The organism is Ramlibacter agri (assembly GCF_012927085.1).
GTDB classification, from domain to species: domain Bacteria; phylum Pseudomonadota; class Gammaproteobacteria; order Burkholderiales; family Burkholderiaceae_C; genus Ramlibacter; species Ramlibacter agri.
Window position 1 is genome coordinate 1,605,864 of sequence record NZ_JABBFX010000001.1, and the last position, 16,479, is coordinate 1,622,342.

General features: G+C 70.8%; 13 protein-coding genes and 1 pseudogene. 10 read left to right on the forward strand and 4 right to left on the reverse strand.

Annotation, left to right across the window (positions count from 1 at the left end; translation table 11 throughout):
* Positions 1-13: 13 nt before the first annotated feature.
* The gene (gene uraH, locus HHL11_RS07760) at positions 14-367 is read left to right on the forward strand and encodes a hydroxyisourate hydrolase (RefSeq protein ID WP_169417834.1); all 354 of its coding nucleotides are present in this window, start codon (positions 14-16) and stop codon (positions 365-367) included.
* A 1-nt stretch (position 368) separates the two neighbouring features.
* Here uraH and HHL11_RS07765 read toward each other — a convergent pair whose 3' ends face one another.
* Entirely contained in the window at positions 369-887 is a 519-nt protein-coding gene (locus HHL11_RS07765) for a hypothetical protein (RefSeq protein ID WP_169417835.1), read from the reverse strand.
* 129 nt (positions 888-1,016) lie between these two features.
* Here HHL11_RS07765 and xdhC point away from each other — a divergent pair, with 129 nt between their 5' ends.
* The 4 genes from xdhC to HHL11_RS07785 all read left to right on the forward strand — a co-directional run bounded on the left by xdhC (position 1,017) and on the right by HHL11_RS07785 (position 5,078).
* Positions 1,017-1,829, forward strand: coding sequence for a xanthine dehydrogenase accessory protein XdhC (xdhC, locus tag HHL11_RS07770; RefSeq protein WP_169417836.1), 813 nt, complete (start codon positions 1,017-1,019; stop codon positions 1,827-1,829).
* 111 nt (positions 1,830-1,940) lie between these two features.
* Positions 1,941-3,143, forward strand: coding sequence for a urate hydroxylase PuuD (locus HHL11_RS07775; RefSeq protein WP_169417837.1), 1,203 nt, complete (start codon positions 1,941-1,943; stop codon positions 3,141-3,143).
* Positions 3,144-3,265: 122 nt separating this feature from the next.
* Positions 3,266-3,679 (forward strand): DUF4148 domain-containing protein, encoded by a 414-nt coding sequence (locus HHL11_RS07780; RefSeq protein WP_169417838.1) that lies wholly within the window; start codon positions 3,266-3,268, stop codon positions 3,677-3,679.
* An 82-nt stretch (positions 3,680-3,761) separates the two neighbouring features.
* Positions 3,762-5,078 carry a glycerate kinase type-2 family protein gene (locus tag HHL11_RS07785; protein ID WP_169417839.1) on the forward strand — a complete coding sequence of 439 codons (1,317 nt, stop codon included), beginning with the start codon at positions 3,762-3,764 and terminating at the stop codon, positions 5,076-5,078.
* On the opposite strand, the gene HHL11_RS07790 is transcribed toward HHL11_RS07785, so the two are convergent.
* On the reverse strand, positions 5,079-5,657 hold the full coding sequence (locus HHL11_RS07790) for a DUF4337 domain-containing protein (RefSeq protein WP_169417840.1): 579 nt from the start codon (positions 5,655-5,657) through the stop codon (positions 5,079-5,081).
* 16 nt (positions 5,658-5,673) lie between these two features.
* Positions 5,674-6,591, reverse strand: coding sequence for a LysR family transcriptional regulator (locus HHL11_RS07795; protein ID WP_169417841.1), 918 nt, complete (start codon positions 6,589-6,591; stop codon positions 5,674-5,676).
* Between the two features lie 58 nt (positions 6,592-6,649).
* Between HHL11_RS07795 and HHL11_RS07800 the strand changes: the two genes are divergently transcribed.
* The 5 genes and pseudogenes from HHL11_RS07800 (at position 6,650) to HHL11_RS34330 (ending at position 13,425) form a co-directional block, all read left to right on the forward strand.
* Positions 6,650-7,705 (forward strand): hypothetical protein, encoded by a 1,056-nt coding sequence (locus HHL11_RS07800; RefSeq protein WP_169417842.1) that lies wholly within the window; start codon positions 6,650-6,652, stop codon positions 7,703-7,705.
* 104 nt (positions 7,706-7,809) lie between these two features.
* Positions 7,810-8,880 (forward strand): tartrate dehydrogenase, encoded by a 1,071-nt coding sequence (locus HHL11_RS07805; protein WP_169417843.1) that lies wholly within the window; start codon positions 7,810-7,812, stop codon positions 8,878-8,880.
* A gap of 50 nt (positions 8,881-8,930) precedes the next feature.
* Complete coding sequence (locus HHL11_RS07810) at positions 8,931-9,884, forward strand: tripartite tricarboxylate transporter substrate binding protein (protein WP_169417844.1); 954 nt, start codon at positions 8,931-8,933, stop codon at positions 9,882-9,884.
* A 1,209-nt stretch (positions 9,885-11,093) separates the two neighbouring features.
* Positions 11,094-11,651 (forward strand): annotated as a pseudogene (locus tag HHL11_RS34325) (sensor histidine kinase); the annotation flags it as partial.
* A 7-nt stretch (positions 11,652-11,658) separates the two neighbouring features.
* Positions 11,659-13,425: an ATP-binding response regulator gene (locus HHL11_RS34330; RefSeq protein ID WP_240980027.1), complete on the forward strand. Its 1,767-nt coding sequence runs from the start codon at positions 11,659-11,661 to the stop codon at positions 13,423-13,425.
* A 15-nt stretch (positions 13,426-13,440) separates the two neighbouring features.
* On the opposite strand, the gene HHL11_RS07820 is transcribed toward HHL11_RS34330, so the two are convergent.
* Positions 13,441-16,473, reverse strand: coding sequence for an AAA family ATPase (locus tag HHL11_RS07820; RefSeq protein ID WP_169417845.1), 3,033 nt, complete (start codon positions 16,471-16,473; stop codon positions 13,441-13,443).
* Between the last annotated feature and the right edge of the window lie 6 nt (positions 16,474-16,479).

A 16,479-nucleotide genomic window follows, 5' to 3' on the forward strand; every position in this document is an offset into this window, starting at 1 on the left:
GGAGAATCTCGCCATGGGCCTCAGCACGCACGTCCTCGACACCATGCATGGCACGCCGGCCGCCGGCATGGCGGTCGAGCTCTATTCAGTGGAGGGAGGCGAGGCGAAGCTGGTGAAGCGCTTCGTGCTGAACGACGACGGGCGCAACCCGGACGGCCCGCTGTACGACAACGCGAGCCTGAAGAAGGGCAAGTACCGCCTGACGTTCGACGTGGCGGGTTACTTCCGTGCGAGGGGGGTGCAGCTGCCCGATCCGCCCTTCCTGGACCGGGTCAGCCTGGATTTCGGCATCGCGGAAACCAGCCAGCACTATCACGTGCCGCTGCTGGCGAGCCCGTGGAGCTATTCCACGTACCGCGGCTCGTGACTCAGTCCTGGCCTTCCGTCAGGGTGTCCAGTTGGAACCTTCCGCTCTTGTCCCACAGCCAGGTGTCCGTGTAGACCACCTTGCCCATGCGGGCGGGCGCGGGGAAGGGCGCGGCGGCGCGCACGGTGCGTTCGATCTCGCGGATGACTTCCGGCGCGTGCTTCGGCGCGCGCAGCCAGTGCAGGTTGCGCACCTGGCCCTGGCCGTCCAACTCCACCTGCAGCGTGCCGATGGCATACAGCAGGGGCGGCATGTGGCCCTTCCAGATGCGCGTTTCGTTGAGGGAGTAGATGTGCTGGGCGGCGTCGGCGCGGTAGGCGCGCGGGTTGGCCGCGTAGGAGGCCTTGACGACGCCCCGCGGCTCCAGGATGACCTGGGGCGCTCGCGCTTCGGCGGCGCTGGCCTGGGCCGGCGCAGGCGCTTCCTGCGACAGCGGAACATTGGACTGGCAGGCGGCCAGCAGGGCGGAGGCTCCCAGGGCGGCCGGAGCCAGGGAGCGCAGGGTGGGTCGATACTTCATCTGGGGTCCTCGCGAACTGCAACGCGGGCGACAGCTTGCCAGCGCAGCTTGTTAACGCCTCTTCGCCGCGCAATGATGACCTTGCCGGCGCAAGATCAGATGTACTTGCAAATGCTTGCACTGTAAAGAATGGCACGCATCGAACAAATCACGGCGGGGTTGGCGTCGCAGGACGCGATTCTCGTCTCTGTGGACCAGGCCCAGGGCTCGGTGCCGCGCGAGGCCGGCGCCTGGATGCTGGTTTTTCCCCACGCGGTGCACGGCACGATCGGCGGTGGCCACCTGGAGTTCGATGCGATCGCGGAAGCGCGCCGTCGCCTGTCGGGGACGGGCGGCGAGCCGGTGTTGCCGGTGTTGCGTTACGCGCTGGGCCCCAGCCTGGGGCAGTGCTGCGGCGGCGTGGTGCACCTGCGCTTCGACCGCCTCGGCTCCGCCGACGCGCCCGCGCTTACGCAGCGCCTGCGCGCGGAACTGGCGCCGCTGGCGTTGTTCGGCGGCGGCCACGTGGGCAAGGCGCTGGTGAACGTGCTGGCGCCGCTGCCCTTCGCCGTCACCTGGATCGACAGCCGCGACGAGATCTTCCCGCCCGACGTGCCGGCCAACGTCGAATGCGAACACTCCGACCCGGTGCAGGCGGCTGTGGCGAGCCTCGTGCCGCACTCTCGGGTCCTGATCATGAGCTTCAGCCACGCCGAGGACCTGGACATCGTCGCCGCCTGCCTGAAGCGGCTGCGTGAGCAGGGCGACCTGCCGTACATCGGCCTGATCGGCAGCAAGACCAAGTGGGCCACCTTCCGGCACCGGCTGGAGGAGCGCGGCTTCCACCGGCAGGAGCTGGCGCAGGTCACCTGCCCGATCGGCGTGCCAGGCGTCACCGGCAAGCAGCCGGAAGTGATCGCGGTGGCGGTGGCGGCACAGCTCTTGCAAACCCCGCTTCCGTAGGGCGGGGAAACTGTATACACTCCCGTCCACAAGTCGCAGCGGCGCTGATAAGCGCGACTTCCTCTGCTCAGAGCGCCCGCGGTGGTGAGCAGGCTTCGTCGGTAGAACGCCATGGAAAGCTACTTCCTCGACTGGGCCAACCTGCTGCTGCGGTGGCTGCACGTCATCACCGCCATCGCCTGGATCGGCTCCTCCTTCTATTTCGTCTTCCTCGATTCCAGCCTCGTGCCGCCGGCCGACGACAAGCTCAAATCAGAGGGCGTCACCGGTGAACTTTGGGCCGTGCACGGCGGCGGCTTCTACCACCCGGTGAAGTACGCGGTGTCGCCGCCCAAGCTGCCGCCGCACCTGCACTGGTTCTTCTGGGAGGCCTACAGCACCTGGCTTTCGGGCTTCGCGCTGTTCACGGTGGTCTACCTGTGGAACGCGAGCACCTTCCTGGTCGACAAGTCGCTGATGCCCTGGGCGCCGGGCGCGGCCATCGCCGTGGCGCTGTCCTTCCTGGTGGTGTTCTGGATGCTGTACGACGGCATCTGCCAGGTCTTCGGCCAGCGCAGGAACGGCGACGCCATCGTCGGCGCGCTGGTGCTGGTGCTGGTATGTATCGCGTCCTGGCTGGCCTGCCACTGGTTCGCGGGCCGCGCGGCCTTCCTGCTGGTGGGCGCGATGATCGCCACCTCCATGAGCGCCAACGTGTTCTTCTGGATCATCCCGGGCCAGCGCAAGGTGATCAAGAGCATCGAGGCCGGCCAGAAGCCGGACCCCATCCACGGCTGGCGCGGCAAGCAGCGCAGCGTGCACAACACCTACTTCACGCTGCCGGTGCTGTTCGCGATGCTGTCCAACCACTACGGCTTCCTCTATGCGAGCAAGCAGAACTGGCTGGTGCTGATCGTGATGATGTTCGCCGGCGCCGCCATCCGCCAGTTCTTCGTCATGCGCCATGGCTACAAGCTGGGTCGCAACGCGCACCCGGCCGGCTACGCGCTGGTGGGCGTGGCCGTGATCGCGGGCACCATCGCCTGGCTGGCGCCGGACAGCGCCGCGCTGGGCGCCAAGCCGGAGCTGGCGCAGGCGGACTTCTCGCACGTGCAGAAGGTGGTGGAGCAGCGCTGCTACATGTGCCATTCGGGCCCGGCCGCGATGAAGAACGTGCGCCTGGATTCGGCCGACGGCATCAAGCAGCACGCGCAGGCCGTCTACCAGCAGGCTGTGGTGGCCAAGACCATGCCCTTGAACAACGCCACGCAGATCACGGACTCCGAGCGGGCCCTGATCGGGCAGTGGTTCGAGTCCGGTGCGAAGGTGAACTAGGGGCGCGGATTCTTAGCCCAGGTTTATTACGGAATCGGAAATGGTGCGTTGGCCGATGAGCCGTTTTTCTTTCGGGGTGCAGTGCCTACATTGGATGCACCAACACCGAAAGGACAAACACCATGAACCGCACCTCCTCCCTCTTCTTCGCCGGCCTGCTGTCCCTGGGCGCCATCGCTGCCCACGCCGAATCGCCGGACCCGTCCGGCCAGTTCGCCGCCCACGTCAACTCCGGCATCTCGCGTGCCCAGGTCCAGGCCCAGCTGCAGCAAGCCCAGCGCTCCGGCGACATGCTGGCCGCCGGCGACAGCGGCCTGACCGAAGCCCAGGTGAACCCGTTCGCCTACCCGGCCCGCACCGTCGTGGCCAGCAAGAGCCGCGAACAGGTCCGCGCCGAAACGCTGCAAGCCGTCCGCAATGGCGACGTGCTGCTGGCCGGCGAACTGGGGTTGACCGAGCGCCAGGCTTTCCCGCAAAGCTTCGCGCCGCACAACCAGGCCGCGCCGGTGCGCTACCTGGCGGGCCTGCAGCACTGAGCTGCGCTTAAAGCTCTCTTGACCTGGGAGCACGGTTACGGGGTGGTTACCGCGTCACAATCCGGCGCAGGAGACCTGCCCCATGACCGCGCCCGATCCCCGCACCGCGCCCCGCGCCTTCCTCGAACACCTCTACCGCACCGCAGTGCATCGGGCGCTGCCCCTGCACAACACGGCGGCCTTCCTGCCGCCGCCGCCCAAGGGCCGGACCCTCGTGCTCGGCGCCGGCAAGGCGGGCGGCGCGATGGCGCATGCGGTCGAAGCGCTGTGGCCCGCCGACGCGCCGCTGTCAGGCCTGGTTGTCACGCGCTACCACCACACGCCGCCGCGCCCGCAAGGCCTGCCGCAGCGCATCGAGGTGGTCGAAGCCTCGCATCCGGTGCCGGACGCCGCGGGCCTGCAGGCCGCGCAGCGCATCCTCGCCTTGACGCAAGGCCTGACGCCCGATGACCTGGTGCTGTGCCTCATCTCGGGCGGCGGCTCGGCCCTGCTGACCTTGCCGGCCGAAGGCCTGACGCTGGAGGACAAGCAGCGCGTCAACCGCGCGCTGCTGGAGTCGGGCGCCAACATCGCCGAGATGAACTGCGTGCGCAAGCACCTGTCGCGCATCAAGGGCGGCCGGCTCGCCGCCGCCTGCGCACCGGCCCGGGTGGTGACGCTCACCATCAGCGACGTGCCGGGTGACGACCCGTCCATCATCGCCAGCGGTCCCACGGTGCCGGACGCCAGCACCTGCGCCGATGCGGTGGCCATCCTGCAGCGCTACGCCATCGAAGTGCCGGGCGCCATCATGAGCCTGCTGGAACAGGGCGCGCTGGAAACGCCCAAGCCCGGCGACCCGGCCTTCGCCGGCCACCAGGTGCACATGATCGCGACGCCGCAGCAGTCGCTGGAAGCGGCGGCTGAGGCGGCGCGCGCCGCCGGCATCGAGGCGCACATCCTCAGCGACGAGATGGAAGGCGAGTCGCGCGAAGTCGGCAAGGTGCACGCGGCGCTGGCGCGCGCGGTGGCCCAGCGCGGCGCGCCTTTCGCGCGGCCCTGCGTGATCCTTTCCGGCGGCGAGACCACCGTCACCGTGCGCAAGGAGCCGGAAGGCACGCCGCGCGGCCGCGGCGGCCGCGCCGGCGAGTTCTGCCTGGGCCTGGCGCAGGCGCTGCAGGGCCAGGCCGGCGTGTTCGCGCTGGCGGCCGACACCGACGGCATCGACGGCGTGGAAGACAACGCGGGTGCCTTCGTCGCGCCGGACACCTTGCAGCGCGCCCTGGCGCAAGGGATGAAGGTCGACGCCTACCTGGCGCGCAACGATGCGTATGGCTATTTCAGTGCGATCGGCGACCTCGTCGTGACGGGGCCGACGCATACCAACGTCAACGACTTCCGGGCGATCCTGGTCGCCTGATCACGAAAGCAGCGTCGTCAGCCAGTCCGGGTGCAACCTCCACCCGGCCAGCCCCGCGATGCCCATGATCGTGCCGAACACGCCCGGCACCAGCGCCAGCCAGAACAGCCACCAGGTCTGCGTCACCGAGGCCACCGCCAGGGCGGCGATGGCGATCGCGATGCCGGCATCCGCCAGGTCGAACTGGTCGTCGCGGAAGTTCAGCGCGTCGTAGTTCTTCTGGTCCTGCGCCGCCTGCTGGCGCAGTTCTTCCTTCTTCTTCGCCTGGTCGGCTTCGATCTTCTGGTACTCCGCCAGCGCGGCCTCGTAGGGTGCGCGCTGCGCGGGCGGCTTGTCCGCGATCTGCAGTTGCAACTGCACGACCTGCGCGTGCGCCACTTCCTCGCGCAGGTTGCGCGCCTGGTAGAAGGCCCAATGGTCGTTCTTGTCCGCCTGGGCCTGCTGCATCGCCTGGACGATGTTGTCGTCCTTCACCTTGGACACGCCCATGACGGTGCTCAGGATGGCGACCGACAAGGCCACCCAGGTGTTCAGGCGCGAGCCGCCTTCCTGCGGGGTTTCGGGGACCGGGTTTTCCATGGCGCGGATTGTGCCGTCAGGCCTGGTCGAGCCGCGCCGCGGCGAAGTGCTCCGCCAGGTGTTCGACGAAGGCCCGCACCCGCGCCGTCGCGTTGTGCCGCTGCGGATAGACCGCGTAGATGTCGGCCGCCGGCGCCTGCCAGCCGGCCAGCACCTGCCGCAGCCGGCCGCTGCGCAGGTAGCGCGCGATGTCCCATTCGGCGCGCAGCAGGATGCCGTGCCCGGCCAGCGCCCAGTTCACGGCGATCTCGCCGTCGTTGGTGCTCAGGTTGCCGCGCACCTTGACGGTCTCGCTGCGGCGGCCCGACTGCAGCTTCCACACGCCGTAGGCCTCGTCGCCCTGGCGGATGCCGATGATGTTGTGGCGCGCCAGCTCCTGCGGCAGCTTGGGCGCGCCCTGGCGGGCCAGGTAGCCCGGCGCGGCGCACAGCAGGCGGCGGTTGGGGGCGAGCATCCGCGCGACCACGCGGGCGTCCGGCGGCTCGCCGAAGCGCACGCAGACGTCGAAGGCGTCCTCGGCCAGCGGCGGCGGGTTGACCGACAGTTGCAGCTGCACTTCCACCTGCGGGTGGCGCTTGCTGAAGCTGGCGATCAGCGGCGCCACGTGCATGCGGCCGAAGCCGAGCGTGGCGTTCACGCGCAACAGGCCCTGGGGCTCGGCCCGGGTGCCGCGCAGCTCGCTTTCGGCGGCCTCGATCTCCGCCAGGATGCGGCGGGCGTGCTGCAGGTAGATCTCCCCTTCGGCCGTCACGCCCAGGCGGCGCGTCGTGCGGTGGAGCAGGGGCACGCCCAGGCGCGCTTCCAGCTGGGCGAGCCGCTTGCTGACGGCGGGCGTGCTGACCTGCAGCTCGCGCGCCGCCGCCGACAGGCTGCCGCAGCGCACCAGCTCGGTGAAGAACTGCATCTCGGACGACGCGGCGGGTCCACTGCTCATTTGCGTGATTCTCTCCCACGCGACTAACGGTTAGAGTTGCGGCCTGCAGGAGGAAGCAATGTCCAAATCCGCGGGCAACGGCAACGATAGTGCCGGCATCGAGAAGTCTCTGGAAAAGATCGCGCGCACCATCAAGGAACTGCGCGGCTATGACGTGTCCGCCATCAAGGATCGCTGGGATGGGCAGCTGGAAGTGCTGCAGCGGAAGATCAACGGCCACGTGGCCGACGCCTTCGGCGCCGGTTCGCCCGAGTACAAGAGGCATTCCACCGGCCCGCTGGACGCGTCGCTGGACACCACCTTCAGCGACCGCTTCACGCCGGAGGAGTTCCACGAGGCCTTGCGCACGGGAATTCAGCAAGCGGTCAGCAAGCTGAATGCGGCCAGCGAAGCCTTGCGCAAGCGCATGAACGCGCCGGCGGAGCCGCCGGTCGCGACGCCTGCGCCCACGCCCGCGCCGACTCCGGCGCCTACGCCTGCGCCGACCCCGGCGCCTACGCCCGCCCCGACGCCGGCGCCCACACCCGCTCCGACCCCGGCGCCCACACCCGCTCCGACCCCGGCACCCACGCCCGCGCCGAAGCCGGCTCCGGCGCCGGCCCCCACGCCCGCGCCGACCCCGGCGCCGAAACCCACTCCAGCCCCCGCTCCCAAGGCCGCCCCCGCGCCTGCCGCCAAGGCGGCGCCGGTCCCCACCTCCGCACCGAGCCCCGCTGCCATGTCCACACCTGCATCCACCGGCGGCACCCGCGTCGCCATCGTCTGTCGCGATGACGAAGCCGGCGAGGCCATCACCAATTTCGTCGCCGACCTCGGCCTGGAACCCGTCATCAGCATGGAGCCGCGCGTCGACGCCTCGCTGGACGTGCTCGAAAGCCTGCGCCAGGCCGACTTCGCGCTGGTGCTGCAGGGCGAGCGCCAGCTGGAGGTCGGCTTCCTGCTGGCCGCGGTGGGCAAGCAGCGCATGTGCGTGCTGCAGCCGCCCGGCGAGGAACTGCCCGGCCTCGGCGGCCTCGCTCGCCACACGATGGACGAAGGCGGCCTCTGGCGCCTGCTGCTGGCCCGCACCATGAAGCAGGCCGGCATGGAGGTGGACCTGAACAAGGCGCTCTGACGCCGCCTGGGCATTGTTGAACCAGGATTCAACAATGCCTTGAATTCCGGCGTGTTCCTTTCCCGGCCCGGCCTCTTACAGTGCCCCCGGTGAAAGGACACGCCATGAAGACATATCGCATCGCCTGCATCCCCGGCGACGGCATCGGCAAGGAAGTCGTGCCGGCCGGCCAGGAAGTGCTGGAGGCCCTGGCCCAGAGCGGCAGCGGCTTCCGTTTCGAGTTCACCAGCTTCGGCTGGGGCGGTGACTGGTACCGCGCGCACGGCAAGATGATGCCGGACGACGGCCTGGACGCACTGCGCGGCATGGACGCCATCCTGTTCGGATCGGCCGGCGACCCGCACATCCCCGACCACGTCACGCTCTGGGGCCTGCGCCTGAAGATCTGCCAGGGCTTCGACCAGTACGCCAACGTCCGGCCGACGCGCATCCTGCCCGGCATCGACGCGCCGCTGAAGCGCTGCGGCCCCAAGGACCTGGACTGGGTGATCGTGCGCGAGAACTCCGAAGGCGAATACGCCGGCGTCGGCGGCCGCGCCCACCAGGGCCACCCGATCGAGGTGGCCACCGACGTCAGCATGATGACCCGCGCCGGCGTCGAGCGCATCATGCGCTTCGCCTTCAAGCTGGCGCAGTCCCGCCCGCGCAAGCAGCTCACCGTCGTCACCAAGTCCAACGCCCAGCGCCACGCGATGGTGATGTGGGACGAGATCGCGCTGGCGGTCAGCCAGGAGTTCCCCGACGTCAAGTGGGACAAGGAACTGGTCGACGCCTGCACCGCGCGCATGGTGAACCGCCCCGCCTCGCTGGACACGCTGGTCGCGACCAACCTGCACGCGGACATCCTGAGCGACCTGGCCGCGGCGCTGGCCGGCAGCCTGGGCATCGCGCCCACCGGCAACATCGACCCCGAGCGCCGCTACCCCAGCATGTTCGAGCCCATCCACGGCTCGGCCTTCGACATCATGGGCCAGGGCCTCGCCAACCCGGTGGGCACCTTCTGGAGCTGCGTGATGCTGCTGGAGCACCTGGGCGAGCAGGAAGCCGCGCGCCGCCTGATGCAGGCCGTGGAGGAAGTCACTGCGGATCCCAAGCTGCACACCCGCGACCTCGGCGGCTCGGCGAAGACGGCCGAAGTCACGGCTGCGGTGCGCCACCGATTGCTGAACCGCTGATTCCGTGCCACCGTAAGCATGCCAACCCAAGGAACAAAGGAGACAAGAGCATGAAGCGTTTCATCCCCGCGCTCGCGCTGGCGCTGCTGGCGCCCGTCGCGATGGCCCAGCAGGTCACCTGCCCCGAGAAGAACGTGCAGTACTGGCAGGCCTTCCCGCCTGGCGGCGAGTCCGACTCCTCGGCGCGCCACCAGCAGCTGGTGCTGCACAAGAAGTGCCCGAACATCGACACCATCGTGCAGTACAAGTCGGGCGCGGGCGGCGCGCTGATGTGGACGCAGATGAACCAGCTGCCCGGCGACGGCCTCAACGTGGTCGGCATCAACCTGCCGCACATCGTGTTCCAGCCGATCCAGGGCGACGTGCAGTACAAGACCGGCGACGTCACGCCGGTGTTCTGGTTCCACTTCACGCCGGACATCCTGGTGGTCAACTCGAAGAGCCCGATCAAGAACTTCCAGGACTTCGTGGCGGCGGCCAAGGCCAACCCCGGCAAGCTCAGCCTGGCGGGCTCGGGCCAGTACTCGGCCAACCACGCCGCGCATGAGCGCCTCGACGCCGCCTTCGGCATCAAGACGCTGTACGTGCCCTTCAAGGGCACCGGCGACCTCGCCACCAGCGTGATGGGCGGCCAGGTCGACGGCGCGATGACGTACACACCCTTCGCCATCGTCAACAAGGAGAAGGTGCGGCCGCTCGCCGTGGCCATGGAGCACCGCCATCCGCTGATGCCCGACGTGCCCACCTTCAAGGAGCTGGGCGTCGACTGGGTCGACGGCGCCTACCGCGGCATCGGCGTGCCCAAGTCCACGCCGGTGGCCGAGCGCAAGCGGCTGTCGGACCTCTGGCGCGCGCTCAACAACGATCCGGAGATGAAGGACCTCGCGGCCAAGAACGGTTTCGAACTCGTCAACGTAGGCATGGAAGAGATGGATGGCTTCATGGCCAGCAAAACCAGGCTCTACACCGAAGGCGCGGCGCGCATGGGCCTGGGCAAGAAGTAGTCGGTTGGAATAGAGCGCACATATGATGTGCGCGTGACGCACGGCGTAGGTCTTCTCCTACACCACAGTTCGGGGCGGCGCTCTACCATGGCGCACTCAAAGCGCCGCCCCTTGTAGTACATGCCTCCCACAGCTCACGCGCCGCAGCGTGCCGACGATTTCCTCGCCGGTGGCGGCGAGCTGGGTGCCTTGATCCGGGCGCATGACTGGAGCGGCAACCCGCTTGGCGAACCCGCGGAGTGGCCGCGCAGCCTGAAGACCGCAGTGCGCATCATGCTCACTTCTCGCCAGCCGATCTGGATCGGCTGGGGCCCCGAGCTCAGCTACCTCTACAACGATCCCTACAAGGCCATCATCGGCGGCAAGCATCCGTGGGCGCTGGGCAAGCCGACGGCGGCGGTCTGGAGCGACATCTGGCCCACCATCGGCCCGCTGCTGTCGACCGCGATGACCGGCGACGGCACCTACGTGGAAAGCCAGCTCCTGATCATGGAGCGCAACGGCTACCCGGAAGAGACCTACTACACCTTCTCGTACAGCCCCATCCCCGGTGACGACGGCGCGCCGGCCGGCATCATCTGCGCCAACACCGACGAGACGCAGCGCGTCATCGGCGAACGGCAGCTGGCGCTGCTGCGCGAAGTGGCCGCGCGCACCGCGCAGGCGCGCACGCCGGCGCAGGCCTGCACGCGCTGCGTCGAGGCGCTCGCCACCGACGCGCACGACCTGCCGTTCGCGCTGATCTACCTGGCCGCGCCCGGCGAGGCGGACTACACGCTCATGAGCGCCACCGGCCTGCCGGACGGCCACGCTGCGGCGCCGCGGCAGCTGCTGCCAGGTGGCGCGCCCTGGGATCTCGCCGGCCTGGACACCGAGCCGCGCGTCGTCAAGCTGGACACCTCGTACGCGCCGTGGCCCGGCGGCCCCTGGTCCGCGGCCGCGCGCGAAGCGGTGCTGCTGCCGCTGCCGGCCGCGGGCGAGAGCGGCTCGCGCGGCGTGCTGGTAGCCGGCCTGAGCCCGGTGCGCCTGTTCGACGGCGGCTACCGCGATTTCCTGGTGCTGGTGGCCAAGCAGGCCGCGGCCGCCGTCGCCAACGCGGAGTCCTACCAGGCGGAGCAGCGGCGGGCCGAGGCGCTGGCGCAGATCGACCGCGCCAAGACGCTGTTCTTCTCCAACGTGAGCCACGAGTTCCGCACGCCGCTCACGCTGATGCTGGGCCCGCTGGAAGAAGCGCTGGCCGACCGCGCGCAGTTGCCGCCGCGCCACGCCGAACTGCTGGAGCTGGCGCACCGCAACAGCCAGCGCCTGCTGCGCCTGGTCAACACGCTGCTGGATTTCTCGCGCATCGAGGCGGGCCGCGTGCGCGCCGCCTTCCAGCCCACGGCGCTGGCGGAGTTCACGCGCGAGCTCGCCTCCAACTTCGAGCTGGCGACCAGCCGCGCCGGCCTGCGGTTCACCATCGACTGCCCACCGCTGCCGCGCGCCGTCTACGTCGACCACGGCATGTGGGAGAAGGTCGTCCTCAACCTGCTGTCCAACGCCTTCAAGTTCACCTTCGAGGGCGGCATCGCGGTACGGGTGCGGCCTTCGGAGGACGGTATGCAGGCGTTGCTGGTCGTCGCGGACACTGGCGTCGGCGTGCCTGCGCACGAATTGCCGCGGCTGTTCGAACGCTTCCATCGCGTGCAAGGGCAGCAGAGCCGCTCCTTCGAGGGCTCCGGCATAGGCCTGGCACTGGTTCAGGAACTCGTGCGCCAGCATGGCGGCAGCATCCATGCGGACAGCGCGCCGGGTGTGGGTACCACCTTCACCGTCGCACTGCCCTTCGGACCCGAGCACCTTGCCGGCCGCGCAGGTCGGCGCGGCGCCGCAGGAGGGCGAATCCGCCAGCGGTGCCAACTACGCGGAGGAAGCGCTGCGCTGGTTGCCGGCGGTGCAGGCGGAGCAACCCGCGGTGGCGCAGCCGCACGCCCACGGCCGCATCGTCGTGGCCGACGACAACCCCGACATGCGCGAGTACGTCTGCCGGCTGCTCGGCGCGCATTGGGAAGTGGTGCCCGTGGCCAACGGCGAGGAGGCGCTGGCGAGCGTGCGCGAGCGCAAGCCCGACCTGCTGCTCACCGACGTGATGATGCCGAAGCTGGACGGCTTCGGCCTGCTGCGCGCCATCCGTGCCGATGCGGCGCTGGGCGACCTGCCGGTGATGATGCTGTCGGCGCGTGCCGGCGAGGAAGCCCGGGTGGGCGGCCTGGAGGCCGGCGCCGACGACTACCTGGTGAAGCCTTTCTCGGCGCGCGAACTGGTGGCTCGCGTGCGTTCCAACCTGGAACTGGCCGCGGTGCGGCGCGCCGCCGGCGCGGCCCTGCGCGCCAGCGAGGAACGCCTGCGCGACCTGAACGGGCAGCTCGCGCAGCGCGTCGCCGAGGCCGGCGAGCAGGACCGGCGCAAGAACGAATTCCTGGCCACCCTGGCGCACGAACTGCGCAACCCGCTCGCGCCGCTGCGCAATGGCGTCGAACTGATGAAGCGCTTCGGCGTGGCGCAACCGCAGCGCGTGCCCGACATCGTGGCGATGATGGAGCGGCAGCTCGCGCACATGGTGCGGCTGGTCGACGACCTGATGGACATCGCCCGCGTCAGCCGCGGCAAGGTGGAGCTGCGGCAGGAGCGCGTGCCGCTCGCGGGCATCGTGGAGTCCGCGCTGGAAGGCTGCCGCCCGCAGGCGGAACGCGCCGGCCACGCGCTCACGGTCGACGTGCCCGCCGCGCCGGTGTGGCTGTTCGGCGACCCCACGCGGCTCGCGCAGGTGCTGGGCAACGTCCTGAACAACGCGGTCAAGTACACGCCGCCGCACGGCCACATCGCGCTGCGCGCGCGCATGGAGGACAGCACCGCCGTCATCGAGGTGCAGGACGACGGCGTCGGCATCGCGCCAGAGCTGGCGGGCAACGTGTTCGACCTGTTCGTGCAGGGGCCGCAGACGCTGGCGGCGGCGCAGGGCGGCCTGGGCATCGGCCTGTCGCTGGTGCGCCAGCTGGTGGAGATGCACGGCGGCTCGGTGGCGCTGCGCAGCGAAGGCGCGGGCCGCGGCACCACGGTGCGCATCAGCTTGCCGCTGGCGCCGGCGCAAGCGGCCCCGCGGGCGGGCGCGCAGGCGGCCGAAACGCAGGCTTCCGGCCGCGGCCAGCGCGTGCTGGTGGTGGACGACAACGTCGACGCCGCCAACTCGCTGGGCCTGCTGCTCGCCATCGGCGGCCACGAGACCTGCGTGGTGCACAGCGGCCAGGAGGCGCTGTCCGCGGCCAGCAGCTTCCGGCCGCAGCTGGTGCTGCTGGACATCGGCCTGCCGGACCTGAGCGGCTACGAAGTCGCCACGCGGCTGCGGCAGGCGCAGGACGGCTCGCCGCTGCGCATCGTGGCGCTGACCGGCTGGGGCAACGAGGCGGCGCGCGAGAAGTCGGCGTCCTCCGGCTTCGACCTGCACCTGACCAAGCCGGTGCAGATGGACGTGCTGCAGCAGTTGTTGCGCGACGGCGCGTGACGGCGCTGCCGCAGTTCAGGCCGGACCGAGCTCGTTCCTGATCGCGAAGGCGGCCGCCTCGGTGCGGTTCGCCGACTGCGTCTTGCTCAGGATGCTGCGCACGTGGTTGGCCACCGTGTTCGGGCTGACGAACAGCACTTCCGCGATCTGGCGGTTGCTCTTGCCGGCGGCGACGAAACGCAGCACCTGCGCCTCGCGTTCGCTCAGGCCGGCCGGATAGGCGGGCGCGGGCGCGGCCCCGGCCTGCACCTGCAAGGCCGCGACACGCTGAGCCAGCGCCCGCATGCCTAGCGCTTCCGCTTCGGCCCCTGCTTCCGCCAGCAGTGCAGCAGCTCGCGAGCGATCGCCGCCGCGGTTGCGGGCCAGCAGCAAATCCGCGTAGTGCCGGCGCGTGTGCGCGAGCGCCGGCCGCGCGCCCTGCGCCGCGTTCAAGGCCAGAGCCGCGGTGAAATGCTGGTCCGCCGCTTCCCAGCGGCGCTGCACGCCGGCGAGCATGCCCAGCAGCATGTCGGCTGCGCCGACGCAGGCAATCGAGGTGCCGGCCAGCAGGTTGCTGCCGGCGTAAGGGCGCAGCATCGCGTACAGCTGGCCCGCGCGCGCGGTATCGCCCAGCGCCACGCAGACCTGCGCCAGGTAGGCCGTGCTGGCGGCCCAGACGCCATCGCGCGGCAGCGCGGCGAAGCCGTCCTGCGCCAGCAGCTCGAATTCGCGCCGCGCCGCATCCGGCTGGTCCAGCTCCACGTAGAGCAGCGCGAGCCCGGGGCGCCAGGGCTTGGCGGCATCGCCTTGCACGAAGGCTTGCAGCGCAGGGGCGACCTCCGCCAGCCGGCCCTGCTCGCGCCGCAGGGTGAACATCTGCACACCGTAGACGCCGGCCGCGTCCAGGCCCGGCATGCGGTCGCCGATGGCCAGGGTGTTGCGCGCCAGCGTTTCCACTTCGGCTAAGCGTCCCTCCAGCAAGGCGAGCATGGTGCGCGAAGCCGCGGCGACATAGCGCATGAAGCGGTCGCGCAGGTCCTCCGCATCGCGCTCGTAGGCCGCGAGCCCGGTGCGGTAGCCGGCAATGTCGCCGGCCTCGAAGCGGTCGAACAAGGTCCAGGCCGAGGCTTCGACGGCCAGGGCGCGATCGCCGGCGGCGGTGGCCAGGCGGCTGGCTTCCTCCGCATCGGCGCGGCGGCGGGCGCGCAGCTCCGGATGCCAGCGCAGCGACACGGTGGCGATCAGCGTCGTCGCCAGGATGCGCGGGTCGCCGCAGCGGCGCGCGGCCGCCAGCGCCTGCGCGTAGACCTGCATGGCCTGCGTTTCCTCGCCGCTGTAGATGAGGGCGCGGGCCAGCGAGGCGAGCAGCCGCGCGGCGGTGGCCACGTCCTCGGGCTCGGCTTCCTCGAGGGCCGCGCGCAGCCAGCGCGCCGCCGTGCCGCCCGGCATGCCCGGGCACCAGGTGGCCACCTCGAGGCCCAGCGCGGCCCGCGCCAGCTCCGTGGGGCGCTGTTCGCGCAAGGCGATCTGCGCCGCCTGCTCGAACACCTGCTGTGCGAGCAGGTAGTCGCCGGCGCGCGAGTGCGCTTCGCCCAGCGCGTCCAGCAGCGCGCTGCGCAGCCCGGGCCGCCAGCCGCTGCGGGCCTCCAGCGCCTGCAGCGCCAGCCGCAGGTAGCGCGCCGCTTCTTCGTGCGCCTGCATGGCGGTGGCCTGTTCGGCCGCGCGCTGGGCGCAGTCCACCGCGCGCTGCGGATCGCCGCCAGGCAGCGCCGCTGCGTGGTGGAAGGCCAGGGCCGCGACCGCATGCGGATCGTCATCGCCCGCGGCTTCGATCGCCTGGGCCACGCGCAGGTGCAGGCGGCTGCGGCGCGGTGGCGCGATCTCCTCGTACAGCGTCTCGCGGAAGAGGGCGTGGGCGAAGCGGTAGCGGCCCGGTTCGGCCAGCGCTTCCAGCAGCCGGGCCTGCAAGGCTTCTTCCAGCGCGAGCGGGCAGGCATCTTCGTCGGCGTCGTCCAGCACTCGGGCGAGCAGCCGCGTGTCGAAGCCGCGGCCGATGACCGCGGCGCAGGCCAGCACCTGGTTGGTCGCCGCGGACAGCCGATTGAGGCGGCGTCCGATCACCTCCTTGATGCCCTCGGGAATGCGCCGTGAGGCGCGCATTGCCGGGTCTGCCGCCGTGCCCAGCAGCCCCTCCTGCGCGAGCAGGCGCGTCATCTCCGCGATGAAAAGCGGATTGCCTTCGGTGCGCCGGTAGACCTCGTCGACCAGGGCCGCAGGCGGCACCGCGCCGGCCGCGCGGCCCATCATGTGCGCGGTGTGCCTGCGGTCCAGGCCGCCCAGGTGCAGGCGGTCGAAACCCGGTTGCGCGGAGAGCTCGCCCAAGGTGCCGGACAGCGGATGCTGGCGCGTGAGCTCCATCTCGCGGTAGGTCGCCAGCACCAGCAGCGCCCGGGCGGACAGCTCGGGGGCCAGGAACTCCAGCAGGCGCAGCGAAGAGGCGTCGGCCCAGTGCAGGTTGTCGACGATCAGCAGCAGCGGCTCGTCGGCTGTGGCACGGCGCCAGAAGCCCGCCATCGCATCGAACAGGCGGAAGCGCGCCTGCAGCGCATCGACGCGCGGCAGCGGCGGCAGCTTGGGCAGGCGCGCAGCCAGCTCGGGCAGCAGGTCGGCCAGTGGCGCGGCGGCGCTGCCCAGCACGCGCGCTTGCGCCGCGTCGTCGCGGCCTTCGGCCCAGGCCTGCAGCAGCTGGCGCCAGGGCCAGTAAGGCGGGGCGCCGGCTTCTTCGTTGCAGCGGGCCCAGAGCACGCGCAGGCCGAGGGCGGCCGCGCGCCGCGCCGCTTCCTGCGCCGTGTGCGACTTGCCGATGCCGGGCTCGCCGCACAGGGCGACCGCGCCACCGTTGCCGGCGAGCGCCGCGCGCATGCGCCGCTCCAGCAGGGCGAGCTCGGGGGCGCGCGCGTGGTCGTGCGCACCTTCGTCGGCGCTTGGCGCCAGGGCCAGGCCGCAGCCGTCGCAGAAGCGCGCATCGGGCCGCGTGCGGCGGCCACAGCGGGGGCAGGTGGGGCCCATCGCGCC

Excerpts from the sequence above, each read along its gene's own strand:
- HHL11_RS34330 (WP_240980027.1), top strand. The coding sequence starts at position 11,659 with ATGCGGACAGCGCGCCGGGTGTGGGTACCACCTTCACCGTCGCACTGC.
- HHL11_RS07790 (WP_169417840.1), bottom strand. The coding sequence starts at position 5,657 with ATGGAAAACCCGGTCCCCGAAACCCCGCAGGAAGGCGGCTCGCGCCTG.
- HHL11_RS07785 (WP_169417839.1), top strand. The coding sequence starts at position 3,762 with ATGACCGCGCCCGATCCCCGCACCGCGCCCCGCGCCTTCCTCGAACAC.
- HHL11_RS07795 (WP_169417841.1), bottom strand. The coding sequence starts at position 6,591 with ATGAGCAGTGGACCCGCCGCGTCGTCCGAGATGCAGTTCTTCACCGAG.
- HHL11_RS07765 (WP_169417835.1), bottom strand. The coding sequence starts at position 887 with ATGAAGTATCGACCCACCCTGCGCTCCCTGGCTCCGGCCGCCCTGGGA.
- HHL11_RS07775 (WP_169417837.1), top strand. The coding sequence starts at position 1,941 with ATGGAAAGCTACTTCCTCGACTGGGCCAACCTGCTGCTGCGGTGGCTG.
- HHL11_RS07800 (WP_169417842.1), top strand. The coding sequence starts at position 6,650 with ATGTCCAAATCCGCGGGCAACGGCAACGATAGTGCCGGCATCGAGAAG.
- HHL11_RS07780 (WP_169417838.1), top strand. The coding sequence starts at position 3,266 with ATGAACCGCACCTCCTCCCTCTTCTTCGCCGGCCTGCTGTCCCTGGGC.
- HHL11_RS07805 (WP_169417843.1), top strand. The coding sequence starts at position 7,810 with ATGAAGACATATCGCATCGCCTGCATCCCCGGCGACGGCATCGGCAAG.
- xdhC (WP_169417836.1), top strand. The coding sequence starts at position 1,017 with ATGGCACGCATCGAACAAATCACGGCGGGGTTGGCGTCGCAGGACGCG.
- HHL11_RS07810 (WP_169417844.1), top strand. The coding sequence starts at position 8,931 with ATGAAGCGTTTCATCCCCGCGCTCGCGCTGGCGCTGCTGGCGCCCGTC.
- uraH (WP_169417834.1), top strand. The coding sequence starts at position 14 with ATGGGCCTCAGCACGCACGTCCTCGACACCATGCATGGCACGCCGGCC.
- HHL11_RS07820 (WP_169417845.1), bottom strand. The coding sequence starts at position 16,473 with ATGGGCCCCACCTGCCCCCGCTGTGGCCGCCGCACGCGGCCCGATGCG.